The 18,085-nt window shown below is 59.6% G+C and carries 17 protein-coding genes; 10 read left to right on the top strand and 7 right to left on the bottom strand.

Annotated elements, in window-relative coordinates; all coding sequences use genetic code 11:
• Positions 1 to 101: 101 nt before the first annotated feature.
• From U6037_RS11145 to U6037_RS11135, 3 genes are all read left to right on the top strand, one after another.
• Complete coding sequence (locus tag U6037_RS11145) at positions 102 to 1,763, top strand: GMC family oxidoreductase (protein WP_322846778.1); 1,662 nt, start codon at positions 102 to 104, stop codon at positions 1,761 to 1,763.
• Between the two features lie 134 nt (positions 1,764 to 1,897).
• Positions 1,898 to 3,520 (top strand): MFS transporter, encoded by a 1,623-nt coding sequence (locus U6037_RS11140; RefSeq protein WP_322846777.1) that lies wholly within the window; start codon positions 1,898 to 1,900, stop codon positions 3,518 to 3,520.
• A 156-nt stretch (positions 3,521 to 3,676) separates the two neighbouring features.
• Entirely contained in the window at positions 3,677 to 4,285 is a 609-nt protein-coding gene (locus U6037_RS11135; RefSeq protein ID WP_322846776.1) for a hypothetical protein, read from the top strand.
• A 37-nt stretch (positions 4,286 to 4,322) separates the two neighbouring features.
• Here U6037_RS11135 and U6037_RS11130 read toward each other — a convergent pair whose 3' ends face one another.
• Both U6037_RS11130 and U6037_RS11125 read right to left on the bottom strand, forming a co-directional pair.
• Positions 4,323 to 4,688, bottom strand: a complete 366-nt coding sequence (locus U6037_RS11130) for a DUF427 domain-containing protein (protein ID WP_322846775.1) — start codon at positions 4,686 to 4,688, stop codon at positions 4,323 to 4,325.
• A gap of 291 nt (positions 4,689 to 4,979) precedes the next feature.
• The gene (locus tag U6037_RS11125) at positions 4,980 to 6,386 is read right to left on the bottom strand and encodes a serralysin family metalloprotease (RefSeq protein ID WP_322846774.1); all 1,407 of its coding nucleotides are present in this window, start codon (positions 6,384 to 6,386) and stop codon (positions 4,980 to 4,982) included.
• Between the two features lie 277 nt (positions 6,387 to 6,663).
• On the opposite strand from U6037_RS11125, the gene U6037_RS11120 reads away from it, so the two are divergent.
• From U6037_RS11120 to U6037_RS11110, 3 genes are all read left to right on the top strand, one after another.
• Positions 6,664 to 8,607: a DNA topoisomerase III gene (locus tag U6037_RS11120; RefSeq protein WP_322846773.1), complete on the top strand. Its 1,944-nt coding sequence runs from the start codon at positions 6,664 to 6,666 to the stop codon at positions 8,605 to 8,607.
• 48 nt (positions 8,608 to 8,655) lie between these two features.
• Entirely contained in the window at positions 8,656 to 9,159 is a 504-nt protein-coding gene (locus tag U6037_RS11115; RefSeq protein ID WP_322846772.1) for a GNAT family N-acetyltransferase, read from the top strand.
• Positions 9,160 to 9,669: 510 nt separating this feature from the next.
• Complete coding sequence (locus U6037_RS11110) at positions 9,670 to 9,999, top strand: hypothetical protein (protein WP_322846771.1); 330 nt, start codon at positions 9,670 to 9,672, stop codon at positions 9,997 to 9,999.
• Between the two features lie 229 nt (positions 10,000 to 10,228).
• On the opposite strand, the gene cynR is transcribed toward U6037_RS11110, so the two are convergent.
• Positions 10,229 to 11,116: a transcriptional regulator CynR gene (gene cynR, locus U6037_RS11105; RefSeq protein WP_322846770.1), complete on the bottom strand. Its 888-nt coding sequence runs from the start codon at positions 11,114 to 11,116 to the stop codon at positions 10,229 to 10,231.
• Between the two features lie 121 nt (positions 11,117 to 11,237).
• On the opposite strand from cynR, the gene cynS reads away from it, so the two are divergent.
• The 3 genes from cynS (at position 11,238) to U6037_RS11090 (ending at position 12,695) form a co-directional block, all read left to right on the top strand.
• Positions 11,238 to 11,705: a cyanase gene (gene cynS / locus U6037_RS11100; RefSeq protein WP_129392419.1), complete on the top strand. Its 468-nt coding sequence runs from the start codon at positions 11,238 to 11,240 to the stop codon at positions 11,703 to 11,705.
• A gap of 81 nt (positions 11,706 to 11,786) precedes the next feature.
• Entirely contained in the window at positions 11,787 to 12,023 is a 237-nt protein-coding gene (locus U6037_RS11095) for a DUF2790 domain-containing protein (protein ID WP_322846769.1), read from the top strand.
• Positions 12,024 to 12,035: 12 nt separating this feature from the next.
• Positions 12,036 to 12,695, top strand: a complete 660-nt coding sequence (locus U6037_RS11090; protein WP_322846768.1) for a carbonic anhydrase — start codon at positions 12,036 to 12,038, stop codon at positions 12,693 to 12,695.
• A 104-nt stretch (positions 12,696 to 12,799) separates the two neighbouring features.
• Here U6037_RS11090 and U6037_RS11085 read toward each other — a convergent pair whose 3' ends face one another.
• Positions 12,800 to 14,302, bottom strand: coding sequence for an aldehyde dehydrogenase family protein (locus tag U6037_RS11085; RefSeq protein WP_322846767.1), 1,503 nt, complete (start codon positions 14,300 to 14,302; stop codon positions 12,800 to 12,802).
• A gap of 182 nt (positions 14,303 to 14,484) precedes the next feature.
• Positions 14,485 to 15,393, bottom strand: coding sequence for a glutaminase B (glsB, locus tag U6037_RS11080; RefSeq protein ID WP_322846766.1), 909 nt, complete (start codon positions 15,391 to 15,393; stop codon positions 14,485 to 14,487).
• A gap of 137 nt (positions 15,394 to 15,530) precedes the next feature.
• Here glsB and U6037_RS11075 point away from each other — a divergent pair, with 137 nt between their 5' ends.
• Positions 15,531 to 16,019, top strand: coding sequence for a GFA family protein (locus tag U6037_RS11075; RefSeq protein ID WP_322846765.1), 489 nt, complete (start codon positions 15,531 to 15,533; stop codon positions 16,017 to 16,019).
• A gap of 69 nt (positions 16,020 to 16,088) precedes the next feature.
• Here U6037_RS11075 and U6037_RS11070 read toward each other — a convergent pair whose 3' ends face one another.
• Positions 16,089 to 17,375 (bottom strand): ATP-binding protein, encoded by a 1,287-nt coding sequence (locus U6037_RS11070; RefSeq protein ID WP_322846764.1) that lies wholly within the window; start codon positions 17,373 to 17,375, stop codon positions 16,089 to 16,091.
• Complete coding sequence (locus U6037_RS11065) at positions 17,376 to 18,083, bottom strand: response regulator (RefSeq protein WP_322846763.1); 708 nt, start codon at positions 18,081 to 18,083, stop codon at positions 17,376 to 17,378.
• Between the last annotated feature and the right edge of the window lie 2 nt (positions 18,084 to 18,085).

Below are 18,085 nucleotides of genomic sequence, written 5' to 3'. Positions count from 1 at the left end.
CTGTTTGAAAACGCACAGCGGCTGCGCAAAAACTAACATTCTTTTAACGAAAGCTAACAACTAGAGTGTCCGACAATAAAAACAAAAAGCGAGGTCAGGGAATGCAGACTTCCCCCGATGAGTACGACTACATCGTGGTCGGCGCCGGCCCTGCCGGGTGTTTGCTGGCCAATCGGCTGTCGGCGGATCCGCAGCAGCGTGTGCTGTTGCTCGAAGCCGGCGGGCGCGACAACTATGCGTGGATTCACATTCCTGTCGGTTACCTGTTCTGCATCGGTAACCCGCGCACCGACTGGTGCTTCAAAACCGAAGAACAACCGGGCCTCAACGGCTGCGCGCTGAGCTATCCGCGCGGCAAAGTGTTGGGCGGCTGTTCGTCCATCAACGGCATGATCTACATGCGCGGCCAGGCCAACGACTACGATGGCTGGGCGGCCGAGGGCAATCCGGGCTGGGCCTGGAACGATGTGCTGCCGCTGTTCAAACAAAGCGAAAACCATTTTGCCGGCGCGGCTGAATTTCACGGCGCCAAGGGTGAATGGCGGGTCGAGCAGCAGCGCCTGTCGTGGCCGATTCTGGATGCCTTTCGCAGTGCCGCCGAGCAAAGCGGCATTGCCAGCATCGATGACTTCAATCAGGGCGATAACGAAGGTTGCGGTTACTTCCAGGTCAACCAGAAATCCGGCGTGCGCTGGAATGCGGCGAAGGCGTTTCTCAAACCCGTGCGTGGCCGAGCGAATCTGACGGTGCTGACCGGGGTTGAGGTTGATCGGGTGCTGCTGGAGGACGGTCGCGCTTCAAAAGTCAGCGCGCGTCACGAAGGTCAGATCAAACAGTTCAAGGCACGCAAAGAGATCATCTTGTGCGCCGGAGCCGTCGGTTCGCCGAGCATTCTGCAGCGTTCCGGAATTGGCCCACGGCCGTTGCTCGAACGCTTGGGCATCGGCGTGATTCATGAGCTGCCGGGCGTCGGCGGCAACCTGCAGGATCACCTGCAACTGCGCCTGATCTACAAACTGGAAAACGCCCGCACCCTCAACCAGATCGCTGGCAGCGTGTGGGGCAAGATGGGCATGGGCCTGCGTTATCTGTATGACCGCAGCGGGCCGCTGTCGATGGCGCCGAGTCAGTTGGGCGCGTTTGCGCGTTCGGGGCCGGAGCAGACCTCGGCGAATCTTGAGTACCACGTGCAGCCCCTTTCGCTGGAGCGTTTTGGCGAGCCGTTGCACAGTTTCCCTGCCTTCACCGCTTCGGTGTGTGATCTGCGTCCGCAGAGTCGTGGGCGCATCGACATTCGTTCGGCGAATCCACAGGAAGCGCCGTTGATTCAACCGAACTACCTTAGTCATCCAGAAGATTTGCGCGTCGCGGCAGATGCGATTCGCCTGACCCGACGCATCGTCAGCGCGCCTGCCCTGCAAGCGTTCAAACCGGTCGAGTATCTGCCCGGCGCCAGCCTGCAAAGCGAGGAGGAATTGCAGCAAGCGGCGGCGAAGATCGGCACGACGATTTTCCATCCGGTCGGGACTTGCCGCATGGGCAATGACGGTGACGCGGTGGTCGATGCGCAACTGCGCGTCCACGGCGTGCCCGGTTTGCGCATTGCCGACGCGTCGATCATGCCGCGCATCACCTCGGGCAACACCTGTTCGCCTACGCTGATGATTGCCGAGAAAGCGGCACAACTGATCCTGGCTGGACCTGTACACAGTCCAAATGTGGGAGCGAGCCTGCTCGCGAATGCGGTAGCACATTCAACATAAACGTTGACTGACACGACGCCTTCGCGAGCAGGCTCGCTCCCACAGGAATCAACAGCAGATTCAAAGCATCGCGCATCACCCGGACACGCAACACCAGTGGAACAACAAAAACAATCACTGTGAGGGATACCGATATGTCAGAACACGTTCAGCCGCTGGACGCTGTGCGCAGCGCGGAGACCAGCCCGGATACACGCAAAGTCATCTTCGCCTCATCACTGGGGACGGTGTTCGAGTGGTATGACTTCTTCCTCTACGGCGCCCTCGCGGCGGTGATCAGCAAGCAGTTTTTCGCCGGGGTCAACGACACCACGGCGTTCATCTTTGCGCTGATGGCCTTCGCCGCCGGCTTTATCGTGCGACCGTTCGGGGCGCTGGTGTTCGGTCGGTTGGGGGACATGATCGGGCGCAAATACACCTTTCTCGCGACGATCATTCTGATGGGTGTGGCGACGTTCTGCGTCGGTCTGCTGCCGACCTACGCCAGCATTGGCATCGCCGCGCCGATCATTCTGGTGCTGCTGCGCATGCTTCAGGGCCTGGCGCTCGGCGGTGAATACGGCGGCGCTGCAACCTATGTGGCCGAGCACGCACCGATTGGCAAACGCGGTTTCCACACCAGCTGGATTCAGTCCACCGCCACCCTCGGTCTGTTGCTGTCGCTGCTGGTGGTGCTCGGTTGCCGCTACTTCACTGGCGATCAGTTTGAAGTCTGGGGCTGGCGCATTCCGTTCCTGCTGTCGATCGTGCTGCTGGGCATCTCCACCTGGATTCGCCTGAGCCTGCACGAGTCGCCGGCGTACCTGAAAATGAAAGAGGAAGGCAAAACCTCGAAAGCACCAATCCGCGAATCCTTCGGCAAATGGGAAAACCTCAAAGTCGTGTTGATCGCCCTGTTCAGCATCAACGCCGGGCAAGCGGTGACCTTCTACGCCGCGCAATTTTACGTACTGTTCTTCCTCACCCAGTTTCTGAAAATGGACCCGGCGGTGGCCAACACCTTGCTGATCATCAGCGTGGTCATCGGTGCACCGTTCTTCATCATTTTCGGCTGGCTGTCGGACAAGGTCGGGCGTAAACCGGTGCTGATGCTTGGCTTGCTGCTGGCCACGGCGCTGTACTTTCCGATTTTCAAATCCCTCGCGCACTACGCCAACCCGGCGATCGATCAGGCCAGCCGTCAGGCGCCGATCACCGTGCTGGCGGATCCGGCGACCTGCACCTTTCAGTTCGACCCGGTCGGTAAAGCCAAATTCGACAGCCCGTGCGACAAGGTCAAAACCTTCCTGGTCAAGCAAGGCCTGCCCTACTCCAGCGCCGCCGCCCCGGCGGGCAGCGCCGTGCAAGTGAGCGTCGGCGACGTCAAACTCGATGGCTTCGACGAGGCCGCCCTGCGTGGCGCGATCACTCTGGCCGGCTACCCGCAACAGGCTGATTTGCAGCAAATCAACAAGCCAATGATCGTCGCCCTGATCGTGGCGCTGATCATCATCTCGGCCATGTGCTACGGACCGCTGGCAGCGCTGATGGTCGAACTGTTCCCGACGCGCATTCGCTACACCTCGATGTCGTTGCCGTACCATATCGGCAATGGCTGGTTTGGCGGGTTTCTGCCGACGGTGTCGTTTGCGTTGGTGGTGTACACCGGGGATATCTTTTACGGGCTGTGGTACCCGGTGCTGATTACCGGGGTGAGCCTGGTGGTGGGGATGATCTGTTTGCGTGAGACGAAGAATATCGATCTCGACAAGAACTGATTACGTTAATCGAGCCGCTTCAGGTAGGTCCTGAAGCGGCTTTTTGCTGCCTGAAATTTGCCTCTACCGAAGTAATGGCGTATCAGTGGCCACCCATTTGAGGCAGCAAGCCTTCAAGTCTATTAACGTCGTCAAATGACAAGGATCATCCTCTCGATGAACGATCAATATGTATGCATTACCTGTCCGACCCTGCAGCCGCTCGAACCGGTTCTGAAAAGCTGGATAGCCTGCACCCAAAGATACATTGATGTGTGGGACGGCGATGATCTGCCTTACTGGTACAACGAACAGGCGAACGTCAGCATTCTCGCTGGCGCTGCCTGGAAAGCCGACTGGACGGCCATCGAGGAATACCAGATCAGCAAAATCGCGACAGAGGCAAGTGAGCAGACAGCCTCGATCGGTCGCAATGATTTGTACATTGCCAATGAGCAGGTCGGGTTTTGCATAGAGGCAAAAGTGGCTTACGTAGATATCAACGGAGAAGAAAAAGCCAAAAACCATATCGCTGCCAGACGTGATCAAGCTACGACAGACGCAAAACGAGTCGACTGCCATGACCCACGTTTGGGCGCGGTGTTCGTCGCGCCATATTCGGTAGGTGCAGAGGCCAGTGACGAACAGATCAGAGCCTTTCAGCAAGAGTTGCTCAAGTTGGACTTTCAGGCCTTGGCCTGGGTGACACCGTCCCAGGCCCAAAAAACCCGTAGCCACGACAATCGCTACTATCCGATGGTCGCTCTGTTGCTGATGACGGTTTGAACTGGATGGGCGGCCCTCCACGGAGGGCCTGTACTAATCACTCCGCCTTGATCACTTCAAACTTCACCTGATCCGGATAAAACGCCACGTAATCACGGATCGGCGCCACTGACACTTTCGGATTCTCGTAAGTCCACACCGCATTCGCGCCCTCATGCCCCGGTACTTGCAGGCTGAAGTAATTGGCATCGCCCTTGTAAGGGCAGTAACTGGTGTGGTCGGTGCGGGCGAAGTACTTTTCGTCGATGTCTTCGCGGGGGATGTAATAGACCGGCGGGTAGTTGGCTTCGTTGAGAATCATGACGTGGGAAGAGGCGGCAACCTGGATGCCGTGGAATTTCACCAGCAGACAGCCGGCAAGTTGTTCGAGGGCGATGACTGGACTGGGGCCGGAGGTTTTCATGGGGGTTCTCCTGAATACGGCGAAGAGACCGGTTCAGGTATAGCCCATCGGCTCTGGTTGGGGTGGGTTTACAGCCGAACGGCCCATCAACTTCAAAAGCCCCTCACCCCAGCCCTCTCCCAGAGGGAGAGGGAGCCTACCTAGGTGTCTTTAGTTCTACATCGACCTGAACGTGCGGTTTCGATTATGGATTCAAAGCCAATCGTTCAAGTCGGTGAATTTCGCCAAAATCCCCCAATCGGTCCCCTCTCCCACTGGGAGAGGGTTAGGGTGAGGGCCGCTCTTCAGGCATCACGCAACGATATCAGTCGCCACCGCCTGCCCCACCACACCCACAGCAAAGTCCACCGAACCCTGCCCTGTCAGGTCAACCATCAAACTGGTCTGATTGGTCTGCGCGAAGTAGGTCAGGATCGCGTCGCCCGCATGCCCGGTGAAGCCGTTGACGAAGTTCAGCGACGCCGCACCCGTGGCGAAACCGCCGATACCCGACAGGTCGATCTTGTCCAGGCCGCTGGTGAAATCCATGATCCAGTCCGGCGCGGTCATGGTCGAATCGCTGGCAGCACCGAACACGAAGGTGTCTGCGCCTGCACCGCCCCACAACGTATCGCCACCGCCACCCCCGTAAATGATGTCGTTACCGGCACCACCGAACAGGTCGTTGGCGGCCGCATTGCCGATCAGCAGATCATTGCCTGAACCGCCGATGGCATTTTCTACGGTCACGCCGTGAGCGATGGATACGTTACCGACGAGGCCGCCGACATCGGAGAACGAACCTTCATTGAGGTTGATCTTCTGGTTCTGGCTGAAGCCGGAGAAATCCAGGGTGTCATTACCGCCGCCATCCCACACCGAGAAAACGACTTTGGAGGACGCCGAGGTGGCGCTGTAAAAGTCGCGCTCGGCGCTGGAGTTGAAACCGTACGTGGTGTCATCGGCGCGGGTCGCGTAGTTGGCGCCATACAGTTTTTGCACCGCGACGATGTCATCCAGCAATGGCGCCGAAGCGTACGCGCCGCTGCCGTCCTTGCTGAAGTTCTGATCGGTGTTGGCTTCGCTCCAGTAGCTCATCAGGCTGTAGCCACGGGTGTCTTCGGCGTATTTGGCGTCGTTGTAGGTCGGGTTGCCGTTACCGGCGTTGTATGCGCCCGGGTGCGACAGGCCGAGGGTATGGCCGATTTCGTGGGTCAGGGTCTGGCGCCCGTAGTTGTTGGTGTCAGGGGTTTTGTTGACCTGATATTGATCGTTGATCAGATACCACGACTGGCCGTCATAGCTGCCGCCGCTCGGCAGATAAGCGAACGCTGCGCCGCCGGTGCTGACGTCGTAATTACCGAACGTCATGTGGCCATCGCCGCCCTTGCCTTCAGTGAAGGTGACGTTGGCGACGTCAGCCCAGGACTGCATGGCCAGCACGGCTTGCGCCTTTTGCTGGGCGCTGAACTCGCTGAAGTTGCCCAGTTTGACGTTGTAGTTCGCCGGTTTCTCGGTCAGGAAGGTGTAACTGAGGTCGATCTTGCCGTCAGCGTTCTTGTCGCCCCACGACAGGCCTTTGCGCAGGATTTCATCCGCGGCCTGGTCTGCGGTGAATGAGGGTTTGCCGTTGACCAGCCCGACGCCACGGTCATACAGGTGGCTGAAGGTATCGATTTCGTCGAAGGCGCTGCTGGTTTTCGATTTGGCTTGAGCCATGGTGGACTTCCTTGTTTCTGAGTAGTCAGTGTCGACAGACCACGGCGATCTTCTGGCGAGATCGTCCTGTCACTCGCGTGTTTGCATCGGCGAAAAACCTGACACAGGTGCAAACCGGGCGCTAATCAATTTCTCGATAGCCGGGCCGGCGTCCCTGTATTGCCCGTCATGCGCTGCAATGCTTTTTATCTGTATATCCATACAGATAAAAGTTGCCCCTGAGGCCAAGTCCGGCCATTCTGTGCACTTGTTCCGACCTTGATCGACGATGGTGGTTATGCGGCTGTACCTCTGTGAAAAACCCTCCCAGGCCAAAGACATTGCGGCCGTGCTCGGCGCCAGACGTCGGGGCGACGGCTGCTGGCTGGGAACGGATGTCACGGTGACCTGGTGCATTGGCCATTTGCTCGAAACCGCCCCGCCGGATGCCTATGACGCGCGCTACAAGCGCTGGGTGCTGGCCGATCTGCCGATCATTCCGGACAAGTGGAAAATGACCGTCAAGCCGCGCACGGCCAGCCAATACAAAGCGGTCAAACGTCTGCTGGGTGAGGCCTCCGAGCTGATCATCGCCACCGACGCCGACCGTGAGGGCGAGATGATCGCCCGGGAACTGGTCGAGCATTGTCGTTATCGCGGGCCGATCCGCCGGTTGTGGCTGTCGGCGCTGGATGAGGCGTCGATCCGCAAGGCCCTGGCCGCGTTGAAACCGGGGGCCGAAACCTTCAGCCTGTATCACTCGGCGCTGGGCCGCTCGCGGGCGGACTGGCTGATCGGCATGAACATGAGCCGGCTGTTCACGCTGCTCGGTCGGCAATCGGGTTATCAAGGCGTGTTGCCGGTAGGTCGCGTACAGACGCCAACCTTGCGGCTGGTGGTGGATCGCGACCGCAGCATCACCGATTTCGTGCCGGTGCCGTTCTGGGCGATCGATGTCGATCTGCTGCACAACGGCACGCCGTTTACCGCGCAATGGCGTGCACCAACGGATGCCTGCGATGATCAGGAGCGCTGCCTGAATCAGGCGCTGGCCCAGCAAGCGGCCGCCGCCATCAACGGCGCTGCCAGTGCCCGGGTGGTCAAGCTGAAAACCGAGCGCATGCGCGAAGTGGCGCCCCTGCCCTTCGATCTCGGCACCTTGCAGGAAGTCTGTTCGAAGAAACTCGGTCTTGGCGCGCAGGAAACCCTCGACATCGCCCAGGCACTCTACGAAACCTACAAAGTCATCACCTACCCGCGCAGTGATTGCGGCTTCTTGCCGCTGAGCCAGCACAGCGAGGCGCCGGGGATTCTTGCGGCATTGCGTCAGGCCGATCCGGGCCTTGAAGCGCTCAGCGGGTTTCTGGAGCCGCAACGCAAATCCCGGGCGTGGAACGACGCCAAGGTCAGCGCGCACCACGGCATCATTCCCACCGCTGCAGCGAAGAATCTAGAGCGCCTGACCGGCAAACACCGCGCGGTCTACACCCTGATTCGCGCACGCTATCTGGCGCAGTTCCTGCCCAATCACGAATACGATCGCACCCAGGCCGATTTCGATTGCGCCGGTGAAGCCCTGCGCGCGGTCGGCAAGCAGATCATTGAGCCGGGCTGGAAACGCGCATTGCCCGAGGCTCTGGCGCCGGCCAAGGGCAGTGAAGCTCCCGCGCCGCAAACCTTGCCGGCCCTGAGCCAAGGCGTTGAATGCGCCATCGCCGCTGTGAAGCTCAAGGATCTGTGGACGCAACCGCCCAAACCCTACACCGAGGGCGATCTGATCAAGGCGATGAAAAACGTCGCCAGACTGGTGGAAGATCCGCTGCTGAAACAGAAACTCAAGGACACCACCGGCATCGGCACGGAAGCCACCCGCGCCTCGATCATCCAGGGTTTGCTGGACCGTGGTTATCTGGTGAAAAACGGCAAGGCCCTCGCCGCCACCCCGGCGGCGTTCAGCCTGATCGACGCGGTGCCCCGCGCAATTGCCGACCCCGGCACCACGGCCATCTGGGAGCAGGCGCTGGACATGGTGCAAAGCGGCGAAATGAGTCTTGAAGAGTTCGTCACCAAACAAGCGGCGTGGATGAGCAAGCAGGTGACGCGCTGCTCCAGCCTCAGCCTGACCATTAGCGGCCCGCCACCCGCCGGCAAAGCCGCAGCACCGTGGAAGAAAAAACGTAAATCGACGCGCAGCAAAACCGCAGGCACCACCAAACGCACGGCGAAACCGGCGGGCAAATAAAACGCGCTACTGTTTCTGCAAGGCTCATCACTTTCAGGAACCCGGCATATGGCCAATATCGAACTGCACCTCGCCCAGCGCGATGAGCTGGAAGTCATCGAAAACCTCATGCAGTTCTACATGTATGACTTCAGCGAATGGCTGCCGCTGAAGTTCGGCGAACATGGCTTCTTTTCCATCCAGCCGAAAACCGACTACTGGCGTCACCCCGCCACCCAACCCTTCCTGATTCGCGTCGACGGCGAACTCGCCGGTTTCGTGACCGTCGATAACGAAATCTACATCGCCGGAGCCGAATACAACATCGGTTACTTCTTCATCGCCCGGCGCCTTCGTGGCCAAGGCGTCGCGCAGTTTGTCGTCTCTGCCCTCTTGAGCCAGATCCCCGGTCAATGGCAGATTTTCCACATCGACGCCAACCTGCCGGCGCAGCGCTTCTGGGCCGGCCTCATCCCTGAATTGAGCGGCGGCGATTTCACCCGCCAGCAGCGTGAAGTGGACGGCTATCCGTGCACGTTCTACCGCCTGCACACGCCTTTTTCCGTTGCCTGAACGGATTCTTTCTCATTCCAAAACAGCTTTGTCCGACAATATGTAGTGAACAAAAATAATCACTACAAAACCGTTGACGGCGTCGTTTTGCTTTTGCATGATGAAGACGTTCCCCGATCGGGAACATCGGTAACACGCTTGAGCAAACTCGTCTGACCGCCGAGTTGTTTTTTCCGGATACACGCTGCCCACAAGGCAGATTGAAGAAGCTGACCTGGCCTGAACGTCCAGTACAAGGACGAGAAGCGCTGGCGAAAATTCTCAAGACGCTTGTGGTCGACACGGTAAATGTCGTCAAGGAGCCTCCCGGTTTTCGCTGCTTCTCCTCGTTGTGACGCTATTGCGTAGCAGTTATTCAACACGACTACATGCAACAGATGCACGACCCCGTACTGCACACGGGCGAGCGCTGACGTCCTGGTTTCGGTGCCAGGGATCAACTAACCGATGGGCTACCTGTATTAGCGAATCAACTTTTAAAGATCACCAGACTGGTCAAGGGGCAAAATCATGAATCTGAACAATCAACCAACTATCGAAGAACTGGCTCGTATGTTCGCTGCGCAAAAAGACAGCCACGACAGCCATATTCTGTGGATCAGCAAGTCGGGACAGGTGCATATCGACTGCCTGGCGCCCCATGCTGGCGAAGAAGAGTTCGACCGCAACCATCAGAACCTGCTGGCCCGCCTGAAGATGTACCGTCGCGGTCACGGTTACGTTGGCAAGAAAGCCGCGGCCGACAAGGACTTCATCGGTAATGTTCTGCAAACGCTGAAACAGGCGTGGGGTTCGATGCAGAACCACAATGAAGTTCGGGTGATTGATCGGTTCTGCTGAGTTAGTCATCAAATGGTTGAAAGGCCTGCTTCCTTAAAGGAAGCAGGCCTTTTTTTGTTCGCTTGCATTGATTTGGCGTGCTGGAATTGTAGCCCCTCACCCCAGCCCTCTCCCGAGGGAGAGGGAGCCGATTCATGGTGCTTTCAGAACCCGAGTCCGGCTCAGACTTCTCAGGTCGGCGTAAATCGCACAAACACCTCGGTCAGTCCCCTCTCCCTCTGGGAGAGGGTTAGGGTGAGGGGCTTCCCATGTCCAACACCAATTCCACAAACGCCACCGCCGCCGCACTATGATAATTATTGCGCCGCCGCAACAACGCCGCCCCACGCTGCGGCGCGTCACTCTTCAGCTGCAACCGACGCAACGCCCGATCCTCGCTCGCAATCGCCTGCGGCAACATCGTCGCCAGCGGCGAATGCCGCACCACTTCCAGCAACGTACTCACCGAGTTCACCTCGATCCGCACCTGCGGCGTAATCCCGTGCTGGCGGAAATACTCATCCACCGATAACCGCGTAATGAAGTCCGGCGCCAACAAGGCAAAGTCCAAGAAAGCAATATCCCCCGGCGTCAGTACCGACTCGCTGTCGTACAACGGGTGCTCACGCCCGACCATGATCCCCAACGTTTCAGTAAACGCCGGAATGCACTCGATATCAGCACTGCGCACCGGCGTAAACGCAATCGCAATATCCAGCGAGTCATCCGCCAGCCCCGCCTCAATGTCGTCCATCGACAGCTCGAAGATCTGCAAATGAATCCCGGGATACCGCGCGGCAAAATCGCGCACCAACGGCCCAACCAGATACGCCATGAACGTCGGCGTCATCGCCAGGCGCAACGTCCCGCGAGACAAATCCTTCACGTCATGCAGCGCGCGCTTGCCCGCCTCCAGTTCCACCAACACCCGCCGTGCGCACTCGATGTAGGCCTCGCCGGCATCCGTCGGTTTGACCGTACGCGAGGTGCGATCAAACAGGCTCACCCCCAGGGTTTCCTCCAGTTGGCGAATCTGCTGCGACAGGGTCGGCTGTGAAACATGCAATGCCTCGGCGGCACGGGTGAAGCCGCCGTGATCGGCAACGGCCAGCAGATAACGCAAATGTCGCAGCAGCATGGGAAACACCATCTATAGGCAGGACTTATGCGAAGGATTGTATATCGGTCTTGGACGCTATGGATCAATCGGCAGAAAATCAATCCCACACAGCAAGCCAACCCCTGAAAGGAGTGACACCATGCAACAGTCCCACGCCTACAACGACACCAGCCTGGCCCTGACTACCCGCGTTCTCGACGCCAAGGCACGCAAGGATCTGTCGTGGCAGGATCTCGCCGACGGCACCGGCCTGAGCCTGGCGTACGTCACCGCCGCCCTGCTCGGCCAGCACCCACTGCCGGAAAATGCCGCCCAAGTGGTGGGCGACAAGCTGGAACTGAGCGTTGAAGACGTCGCGGCGATGCAGATCATCCCGCTGCGTGGCAGCCTCAGCGGCGTGCCGACCGACCCGACCATCTACCGTTTCCACGAGATGATCCAGATCTACGGCACCACCCTCAAAGCGCTGGTTCACGAGCAGTTCGGTGACGGCATCATCAGCGCGATCAACTTCAAACTCGACATCAAGAAAGTCGAAGACCCGGAAGGCGGCTCCCGCGCCGTGGTCACCCTCGACGGCAAGTTCCTGCCCCTGCGTCCGTTCTGATCCGCCCCGGCCCGCACCCCGCGTGCGGGCCAACCCACCTCGAATGGTTACCTGTCACCCAACACATCTGGAGGCTGCCCCATGCAAAAAATTCTGTTGATTCTGGCCCTGCTCGGCGGCTTCGGCACCCAGGCTATTGCCGCTGACGAGGCCGTCGCCTACCGCTACGGCATGCAACTGGACATCGCCCAAGTGCTGAGCATCACCCCGGTTGCTGACGTGTGTGGCGTGGTGCCGGTGGAGATGACGTATCTGGACAGCCACGGCGGCAAACACATTCTTCAATACAGCGAATTCGGCAGCGGTTGCTCGAACTAAGAGGACAACACCATGAAAAACCTGATTGATGGCTTCCTGAAATTCCAGAACGAAGCGTTTCCACAACGCACCGAACTGTTCAAACACCTGGCGACCACGCAACAGCCCGGCACCTTGTTCATCACCTGTTCCGACAGCCGTGTAGTGCCTGAATTGCTGACTCAACAAGAACCCGGTGAACTGTTCGTGATCCGCAATGCCGGCAATATCGTGCCGTCCTACAGTCCGCATCCGGGCGGGGTTTCGGCGACGGTGGAATATGCGGTGGCGGTGCTCGGGGTGACCGACATTGTGATCTGCGGGCATTCGGACTGCGGCGCGATGACCGCAATCGCGAAGTGCAAATGCATGGACCACCTGCCCGCCGTCAGCGGCTGGCTGCAGCATGCCGAGTCGGCGAAAGTGGTTAACGAGTCACGACCGCATGCCAATGACGCAGCGAAGTTGAGTTCGATGGTGCGCGAGAACGTGATTGCGCAACTGGCGAACATTCAGACCCACCCGAGCGTGCGTCTGGCCCAAGAGAAAGGTCTGCTGAATCTGCATGGCTGGGTGTATGACATCGAGACCGGTTCGATCGATGCGCTGTCCTCGGACCGCCGCACATTTGTGCCGCTGGCCGAGCAACCGGCTACTTGCGCAATTCAGGCAAACGCCACTGCAGCCGCCTGAAATTCAAGCCATCCCTGTAGGAGCTGCCGAAGGCTGCGATCTTTTGATCTTGTTTTTAAAAGCAAAATCAAAAGATCGCAGCCTTCGGCAGCGCCTACACGGGATCAGCGTTTTACGGAGAGATCGATCTGGGTCATGCGGCTACGAACGGTGAACACGCCATCCCCCGAAAGAATCGCACTGCGCGCAAACAAACGCCCGCTCTCCCAGTTCGAAAGCCCCAGTTCCGGCTTGTTCAGCGCGTACTGCCCATCGACCCAACGGGTAATGCCATTGCCCACAAACGGCGCATTCACCGCGTTGTAAAAACGCTCTTGTTCGGCGGCATCTTCGCTGATCAACGACACGGTAAATTGCGGGCTGTAGCGGTTGAACAGCGCAATCGCCTGATCCAGATCGTCGACAATCATCAGGCTGACTTCCGGGGTTTCTTCCCATTCCCACTCGCGCCCCAACCCGGACTCTGCCAACGGTTCAGCCAGAGCTTCGGTGTTATAGCCCTCCGCGCGATAGACCTCGACCGTTGCACTCTGCCACTCGCTCGGCAGGTAACTTTCGCAGCCTTCGACAATGTGCAGTTTGCAGCCCTGGCCACGCGCGGCGCCGGCCTGTTGCAATGCATCAAGAAACAACGGCACCAGTTCCGCCGCGCGATCACGCTGGATCAGGCAGACGTTCAACGTATTGCAGACTTTGCGATCCAGCGAGTTGCGCACCACGGCGGCGAAACGTGTGGCATCGGCAGCACGATCGGCGATCAACCACGCGCCTCCCGTGCCGTGCAGGCTGACAGCGGTGCCAGCCTGCTGGGCGATACTGCCCAACTGACTGACCGCACGACCCGAGCCGCGCGCCACCGCCAGCGACAGACGTCGGTCAGCGAACATCGCCCAACCGGCCGCATGATTAACACTTTCCACCAACGCCACCGCACCGGCCGGCAGACCGGCATCGGCCAGCGCCGGGTTCAACGCGTGAGTGACAATGGCTTGCGCGGTGCCCAAGGCATCGCTGCCGATGCGCAGCACGGCGGTGTTGCCGGTGCGCAAGACACCCGCCGCGTCGGCGAACACGTTGGGCCGACCTTCAAAGACAAACGCGACAATGCCCAGCGGCGAGACCACTTGTTCGACCTTCCAGCCGTCGTGCTCAACGCTACTGATGACTTTGCCACGCGTAGCCGCCGCATCACGCCAGGCGCGCAGGCCCGCGATCATGTCGCCACGCATGCGCTCATCGGCAAGCAGGCGCGTGGTGGAGCGGCCGCGCGCCTTGGCCCGTTCGATATCGGCGCGGTTGGCGGTTTCGATGTGCGCCCAGCAGTCCGGGGTCTCCAGACGCTGTGCAAACAGGTCGAAAAACTGGCTGATCGCCTCATCGGACACCGCCGACAACGCGGTGAATGCCGCTGCCGCGCGTTCGATCGCCACGGACGCCGCTTGCTGATCCGCCACGGGGATCAGCAGCAACTCACCACTGACCTGCTCCACCAACAGGTGGTCACCGGGCTGAAACCGCGCAGCCAGTTCGGGGCTGACCACGGTGACGCGGTTACCAGCGAAAGGGATCGGCGTGCCAGCGACTAGACGTTCGAGCGCAAGAGACATGAAGCGGATTCACCATGCAGGGAGCGGCCGGAAAATGTATAGGAACACCCTCTCCCCAGGCAACACAAAACCAGTGTAGGAGTGAGCCTGCTCGCGATGACGGAATAACATTCAACATCTGCGTTGGCTGATACACCGCTATCGCGAGCAGGCTCACTCCTACACTGGTTTTGTGTTTCAGATCAAAATACTGACCAGCCAATCCGCGCACTAAGCATCTCCAGCGCCGCCATCCCCGCCAGTGAATTCCCCGCCGCATTCAACTCTGGCGACCACACGCACACTGTGAACTGCCCCGGCACCACCGCGACAATCCCGCCACCGACGCCGCTCTTGCCCGGCAAACCAACGCGATAGGCGAAGTTGCCCGCTTCGTCATACAGCCCGCTGGTGGCCATGATCGAGTTGACCTGCTGGGTTTGCCGGCGCGTCAGGATCTGATCGCCGCTGTGTTTGCAGAAACCGTCATTGGCCAGAAAGCAGAACGCACGCGCCAGATCGATGCAGTTCATGCGCAACGCGCAATGGCTGAAATAGCTGCGCAGCACCGCTTCGACGTCGTTGTGAAAGTTGCCGAACGACTGCATCAGATACGCCATCGCCGCATTGCGCGCGCGGTGCTGGTATTCGGAGTCGGCGACTTTGCCGTCGATCATGATTTGCGGATTACCCGACAGGCGCCGGACGAAATCACGCATCGACAAAGTAGGTGCGGCGAAGCGCGACTGGTTGATGTCGCAGATCACCAGCGCACCAGCATTGATGAATGGATTGCGTGGTCGACCGCGCTCGAACTCCAGTTGCACCAGCGAGTTGAACGGCTGTCCGGACGGCTCGTGACCGAGGCGTTCCCAAATCGCTTCGCCGGAATGATCGATCGCCTGCACCAGGCTGAACACCTTGGAAATACTCTGCACCGAGAACGGCGTCTCGGCGTCACCGGCGCAATACATCTCGCCGTCGTTGCCGTACACGGCGATGCCCAGCTGATTGGCCGGCACGGTGCCGAGGGCAGGAATATAGTCAGCCACCTTGCCCTGCCCAATCAGCGGGCGGACAGCGTCAAGAATCTCGTTCAACAGCGCTTGCATGCCGGGTTCCGAAGTCTCGCCCCATGGGATTGCGGGGACACTGGGGCTAGACGCTGCGCCCGCCCGTCGAATCACACCGGCCGGCATTGCGCAGAATGTTCTAGGCTGAACCGGACATTCAAAACGGGAGAGCACCCATGCAGCTCGAAGGCTCCTGCCATTGTGGCGAGGTCACGTTCAGCCTCACCAGCGCCCACCCCTACCCTTATCAACGCTGCTATTGCTCGATCTGCCGCAAGACTCAGGGCGGCGGCGGTTATGCGATCAACCTCGGCGGCGACGCGACCAGCCTCAAGGTACGCGGGCGCAAACACATCAGCATCTATCACGCGAAGATGAAAGACGAAGGCGACCAGCGCGCCCATCGCAGCACGGCCGAGCGGCATTTTTGTTCACTGTGCGGCAGCGGCTTGTGGCTGTTCAGCCCGGAATGGCCGGAGCTGATCCACCCGTTCGCCTCGGCCATCGACACGCCGTTGCCAGTGCCGCCGGAGCACACGCATTTGATGCTCGGTTCGAAAGCAACCTGGGTCGAAGTCGAGGCGAAACCCAAGGACCAGCAATTTGACGAATATCCCGAAGAATCGATTGCCCAGTGGCATGAGCGCCTCGGTCTGACTCGTTAGGTTCAGGGCAAACCCAAATCACTGTGGGAGTGAGCTTGCTCGCGAAGTGGCCGGCGCAGGCCAGCGCACTCAATCCAGATGCGCCCAGGTCATGCGGAACGACGCCCCACCCCAAGGCGAATCACCCACTTCAACCTGCCCGCCATGGGACTGCGACACCCGGCGCACCAACGCCAGGCCCAAGCCAAACCCGCCCGTGCGGCGATCGCGGCTGGCATCCAGTCGCGAAAACGGCTCAAAGATCTTCTCCCGCCCGTCCACCGGCACGCCCGGCCCGTCGTCATTGACCCGCACTTCGTAATAATCACCGCTGCGCACCAGCGTCACTTCAACCCGCTGCTCGGCATAACGAATCGCATTGCGCAGCAGATTGATCACCGCCCGCGCCATGAATCGCGGCTCGATGCGCACCGTTTCCAGCCGGCACTCACCAATCAACAACTGCACGCCCGCCGCCTCTGCCTCCAGGGCCACGCTGCCGACCACACTGTCGAGCCAATTGGCAGCCTGGATGTTTTCACGCTTGATCACCGTTGCGCCGCGCTCCAGGCTGGCATAGGTCAGCAGTTCCGAAACCATTTCCTCCAGCTCGCCGAGGTCGGCATACATGTCGGCAATCAGCTCGCGGTTCTGGCTGGGGTCCGACTGCTGCTTGAGCTGATCGAGTTCAAACGACAGCCGCGCAATCGGCGTGCGCAGCTCGTGGGACACGGCATTGGTCAGTTCGCGCTGATTGGCGATCAGCCCTTCGATGCGCGCTGCCATCAGGTTGAAGTGCTCGGCCAGATCGCGGATGTTCGAGCGTTTCGACAACTGGATGCGCACCGACAGATCGTTGTCGCCGAAACGCTCGGCGGCCAGACGCAGCTTCTCCAGGTCACGCCAGTGCGGGCGCACCCAGAAAAACAGGACGAAGCCGATCAGCACGGCAATCATCAGGTAGGCACCGGCGATGTAGAACGGCATCAGGCTCGGCTCGGCCGGCAAGCGGATGCTGAGCAGTTGCGGGCCATCGTCGATGGCGGAAATGTACTGGGTGTATTTGTCTCGGATCACCAGCAGCCCTTGGGCCAGCTCGGCTTTTTCCTCATCGCTCAGGGCCAGTTCACCAGCATCGACCAGCGTCAGCCCCAAGCCATAATGCGGGCGAATCGTTTCCAGCTGGTTTTCCCGGGCCGGGCCGTCGAGGTCACGCAACTGCTGAGCCAACGTCCACGCTTGCCCTCGCACAGCCTCGCGGTTGTAGTCCTGCATCTGATAATCGAGCAAGGCATCAAAGGTGCGTTCGACCGTCTGCAACGCCAGCACCAGACCAATCGTCATGACCAGAAACAACCCGAGAAATAACCGCAGCATCTACAGCTCCCACGCGAACGGATTGAACAGATAACCCTTGCCCCACACGGTCTTGATACACATCGGCTCGCGGGGGTTGTCCTTGAGCTTGTTGCGCAACTTGCTGATGTACACGTCGACGCTGCGGTTGAGCCCGTCGAAGGCGATCCCGCGCATGCGATTGAGGATATCGTCGCGCGACAGCACCTTGCCCGCCGCGCTGGCCAGCAACCACAGCAGCTCGAATTCCATAGTGGTCATTTCAATGATTTCGCCCGCCAGCCGCACTTCACGACAACTGCGGTCGACGCTCAGCTGGCCAAACTCCATGAAACTGACCACGTTACTGTCCGGCACCTGTCGCCGTTGCAGCGCTCGCAACCGGGCCAGCAACACCGGCGGCTTGATCGGTTTGATCACGTAGTCATCGGCGCCGGACTCCAGACCGAGAATGTGGTCCAGATCGTCTTCCTTGGCGGTCAGGATCACGATCGGCGTGTCCGACACACTGCGAATTTCCCGGCACACATGCAGACCACTCTGCCCCGGCAACATCAGGTCGAGCACCACGACTTTCGGCTTGAATTCCAGAAAGGCCGCCACGGCCAGATCGCCGCGCAGCACGGTGCGTACTTCGTAGCCGTGCTGTTCGAGAAAGTGTGCGATCAGCGCTGCCAGACGTTCATCGTCTTCCACTAGCAGGACTTTGCCAAAACCCAGGTTATCCATAA

It is taken from the genome of Pseudomonas sp. B33.4 (genome assembly GCF_034555375.1).
Taxonomy (GTDB): domain Bacteria; phylum Pseudomonadota; class Gammaproteobacteria; order Pseudomonadales; family Pseudomonadaceae; genus Aquipseudomonas.
The sequence above is the reverse complement of the archived record's forward strand: the minus strand, read 5'-3'. Positions and strand labels throughout refer to the sequence as shown.

Coding starts and splice junctions, on each gene's coding strand:
- U6037_RS11145 (WP_322846778.1), top strand. CDS start 102: ATGCAGACTTCCCCCGATGAGTACGACTACATCGTGGTCGGCGCCGGC.
- U6037_RS11140 (WP_322846777.1), top strand. CDS start 1,898: ATGTCAGAACACGTTCAGCCGCTGGACGCTGTGCGCAGCGCGGAGACC.
- U6037_RS11135 (WP_322846776.1), top strand. CDS start 3,677: ATGAACGATCAATATGTATGCATTACCTGTCCGACCCTGCAGCCGCTC.
- U6037_RS11130 (WP_322846775.1), bottom strand. CDS start 4,688: ATGAAAACCTCCGGCCCCAGTCCAGTCATCGCCCTCGAACAACTTGCC.
- U6037_RS11125 (WP_322846774.1), bottom strand. CDS start 6,386: ATGGCTCAAGCCAAATCGAAAACCAGCAGCGCCTTCGACGAAATCGAT.
- U6037_RS11120 (WP_322846773.1), top strand. CDS start 6,664: ATGCGGCTGTACCTCTGTGAAAAACCCTCCCAGGCCAAAGACATTGCG.
- U6037_RS11115 (WP_322846772.1), top strand. CDS start 8,656: ATGGCCAATATCGAACTGCACCTCGCCCAGCGCGATGAGCTGGAAGTC.
- U6037_RS11110 (WP_322846771.1), top strand. CDS start 9,670: ATGAATCTGAACAATCAACCAACTATCGAAGAACTGGCTCGTATGTTC.
- cynR (WP_322846770.1), bottom strand. CDS start 11,116: ATGCTGCTGCGACATTTGCGTTATCTGCTGGCCGTTGCCGATCACGGC.
- cynS (WP_129392419.1), top strand. CDS start 11,238: ATGCAACAGTCCCACGCCTACAACGACACCAGCCTGGCCCTGACTACC.
- U6037_RS11095 (WP_322846769.1), top strand. CDS start 11,787: ATGCAAAAAATTCTGTTGATTCTGGCCCTGCTCGGCGGCTTCGGCACC.
- U6037_RS11090 (WP_322846768.1), top strand. CDS start 12,036: ATGAAAAACCTGATTGATGGCTTCCTGAAATTCCAGAACGAAGCGTTT.
- U6037_RS11085 (WP_322846767.1), bottom strand. CDS start 14,302: ATGTCTCTTGCGCTCGAACGTCTAGTCGCTGGCACGCCGATCCCTTTC.
- glsB (WP_322846766.1), bottom strand. CDS start 15,393: ATGCAAGCGCTGTTGAACGAGATTCTTGACGCTGTCCGCCCGCTGATT.
- U6037_RS11075 (WP_322846765.1), top strand. CDS start 15,531: ATGCAGCTCGAAGGCTCCTGCCATTGTGGCGAGGTCACGTTCAGCCTC.
- U6037_RS11070 (WP_322846764.1), bottom strand. CDS start 17,375: ATGCTGCGGTTATTTCTCGGGTTGTTTCTGGTCATGACGATTGGTCTG.
- U6037_RS11065 (WP_322846763.1), bottom strand. CDS start 18,083: ATGGATAACCTGGGTTTTGGCAAAGTCCTGCTAGTGGAAGACGATGAA.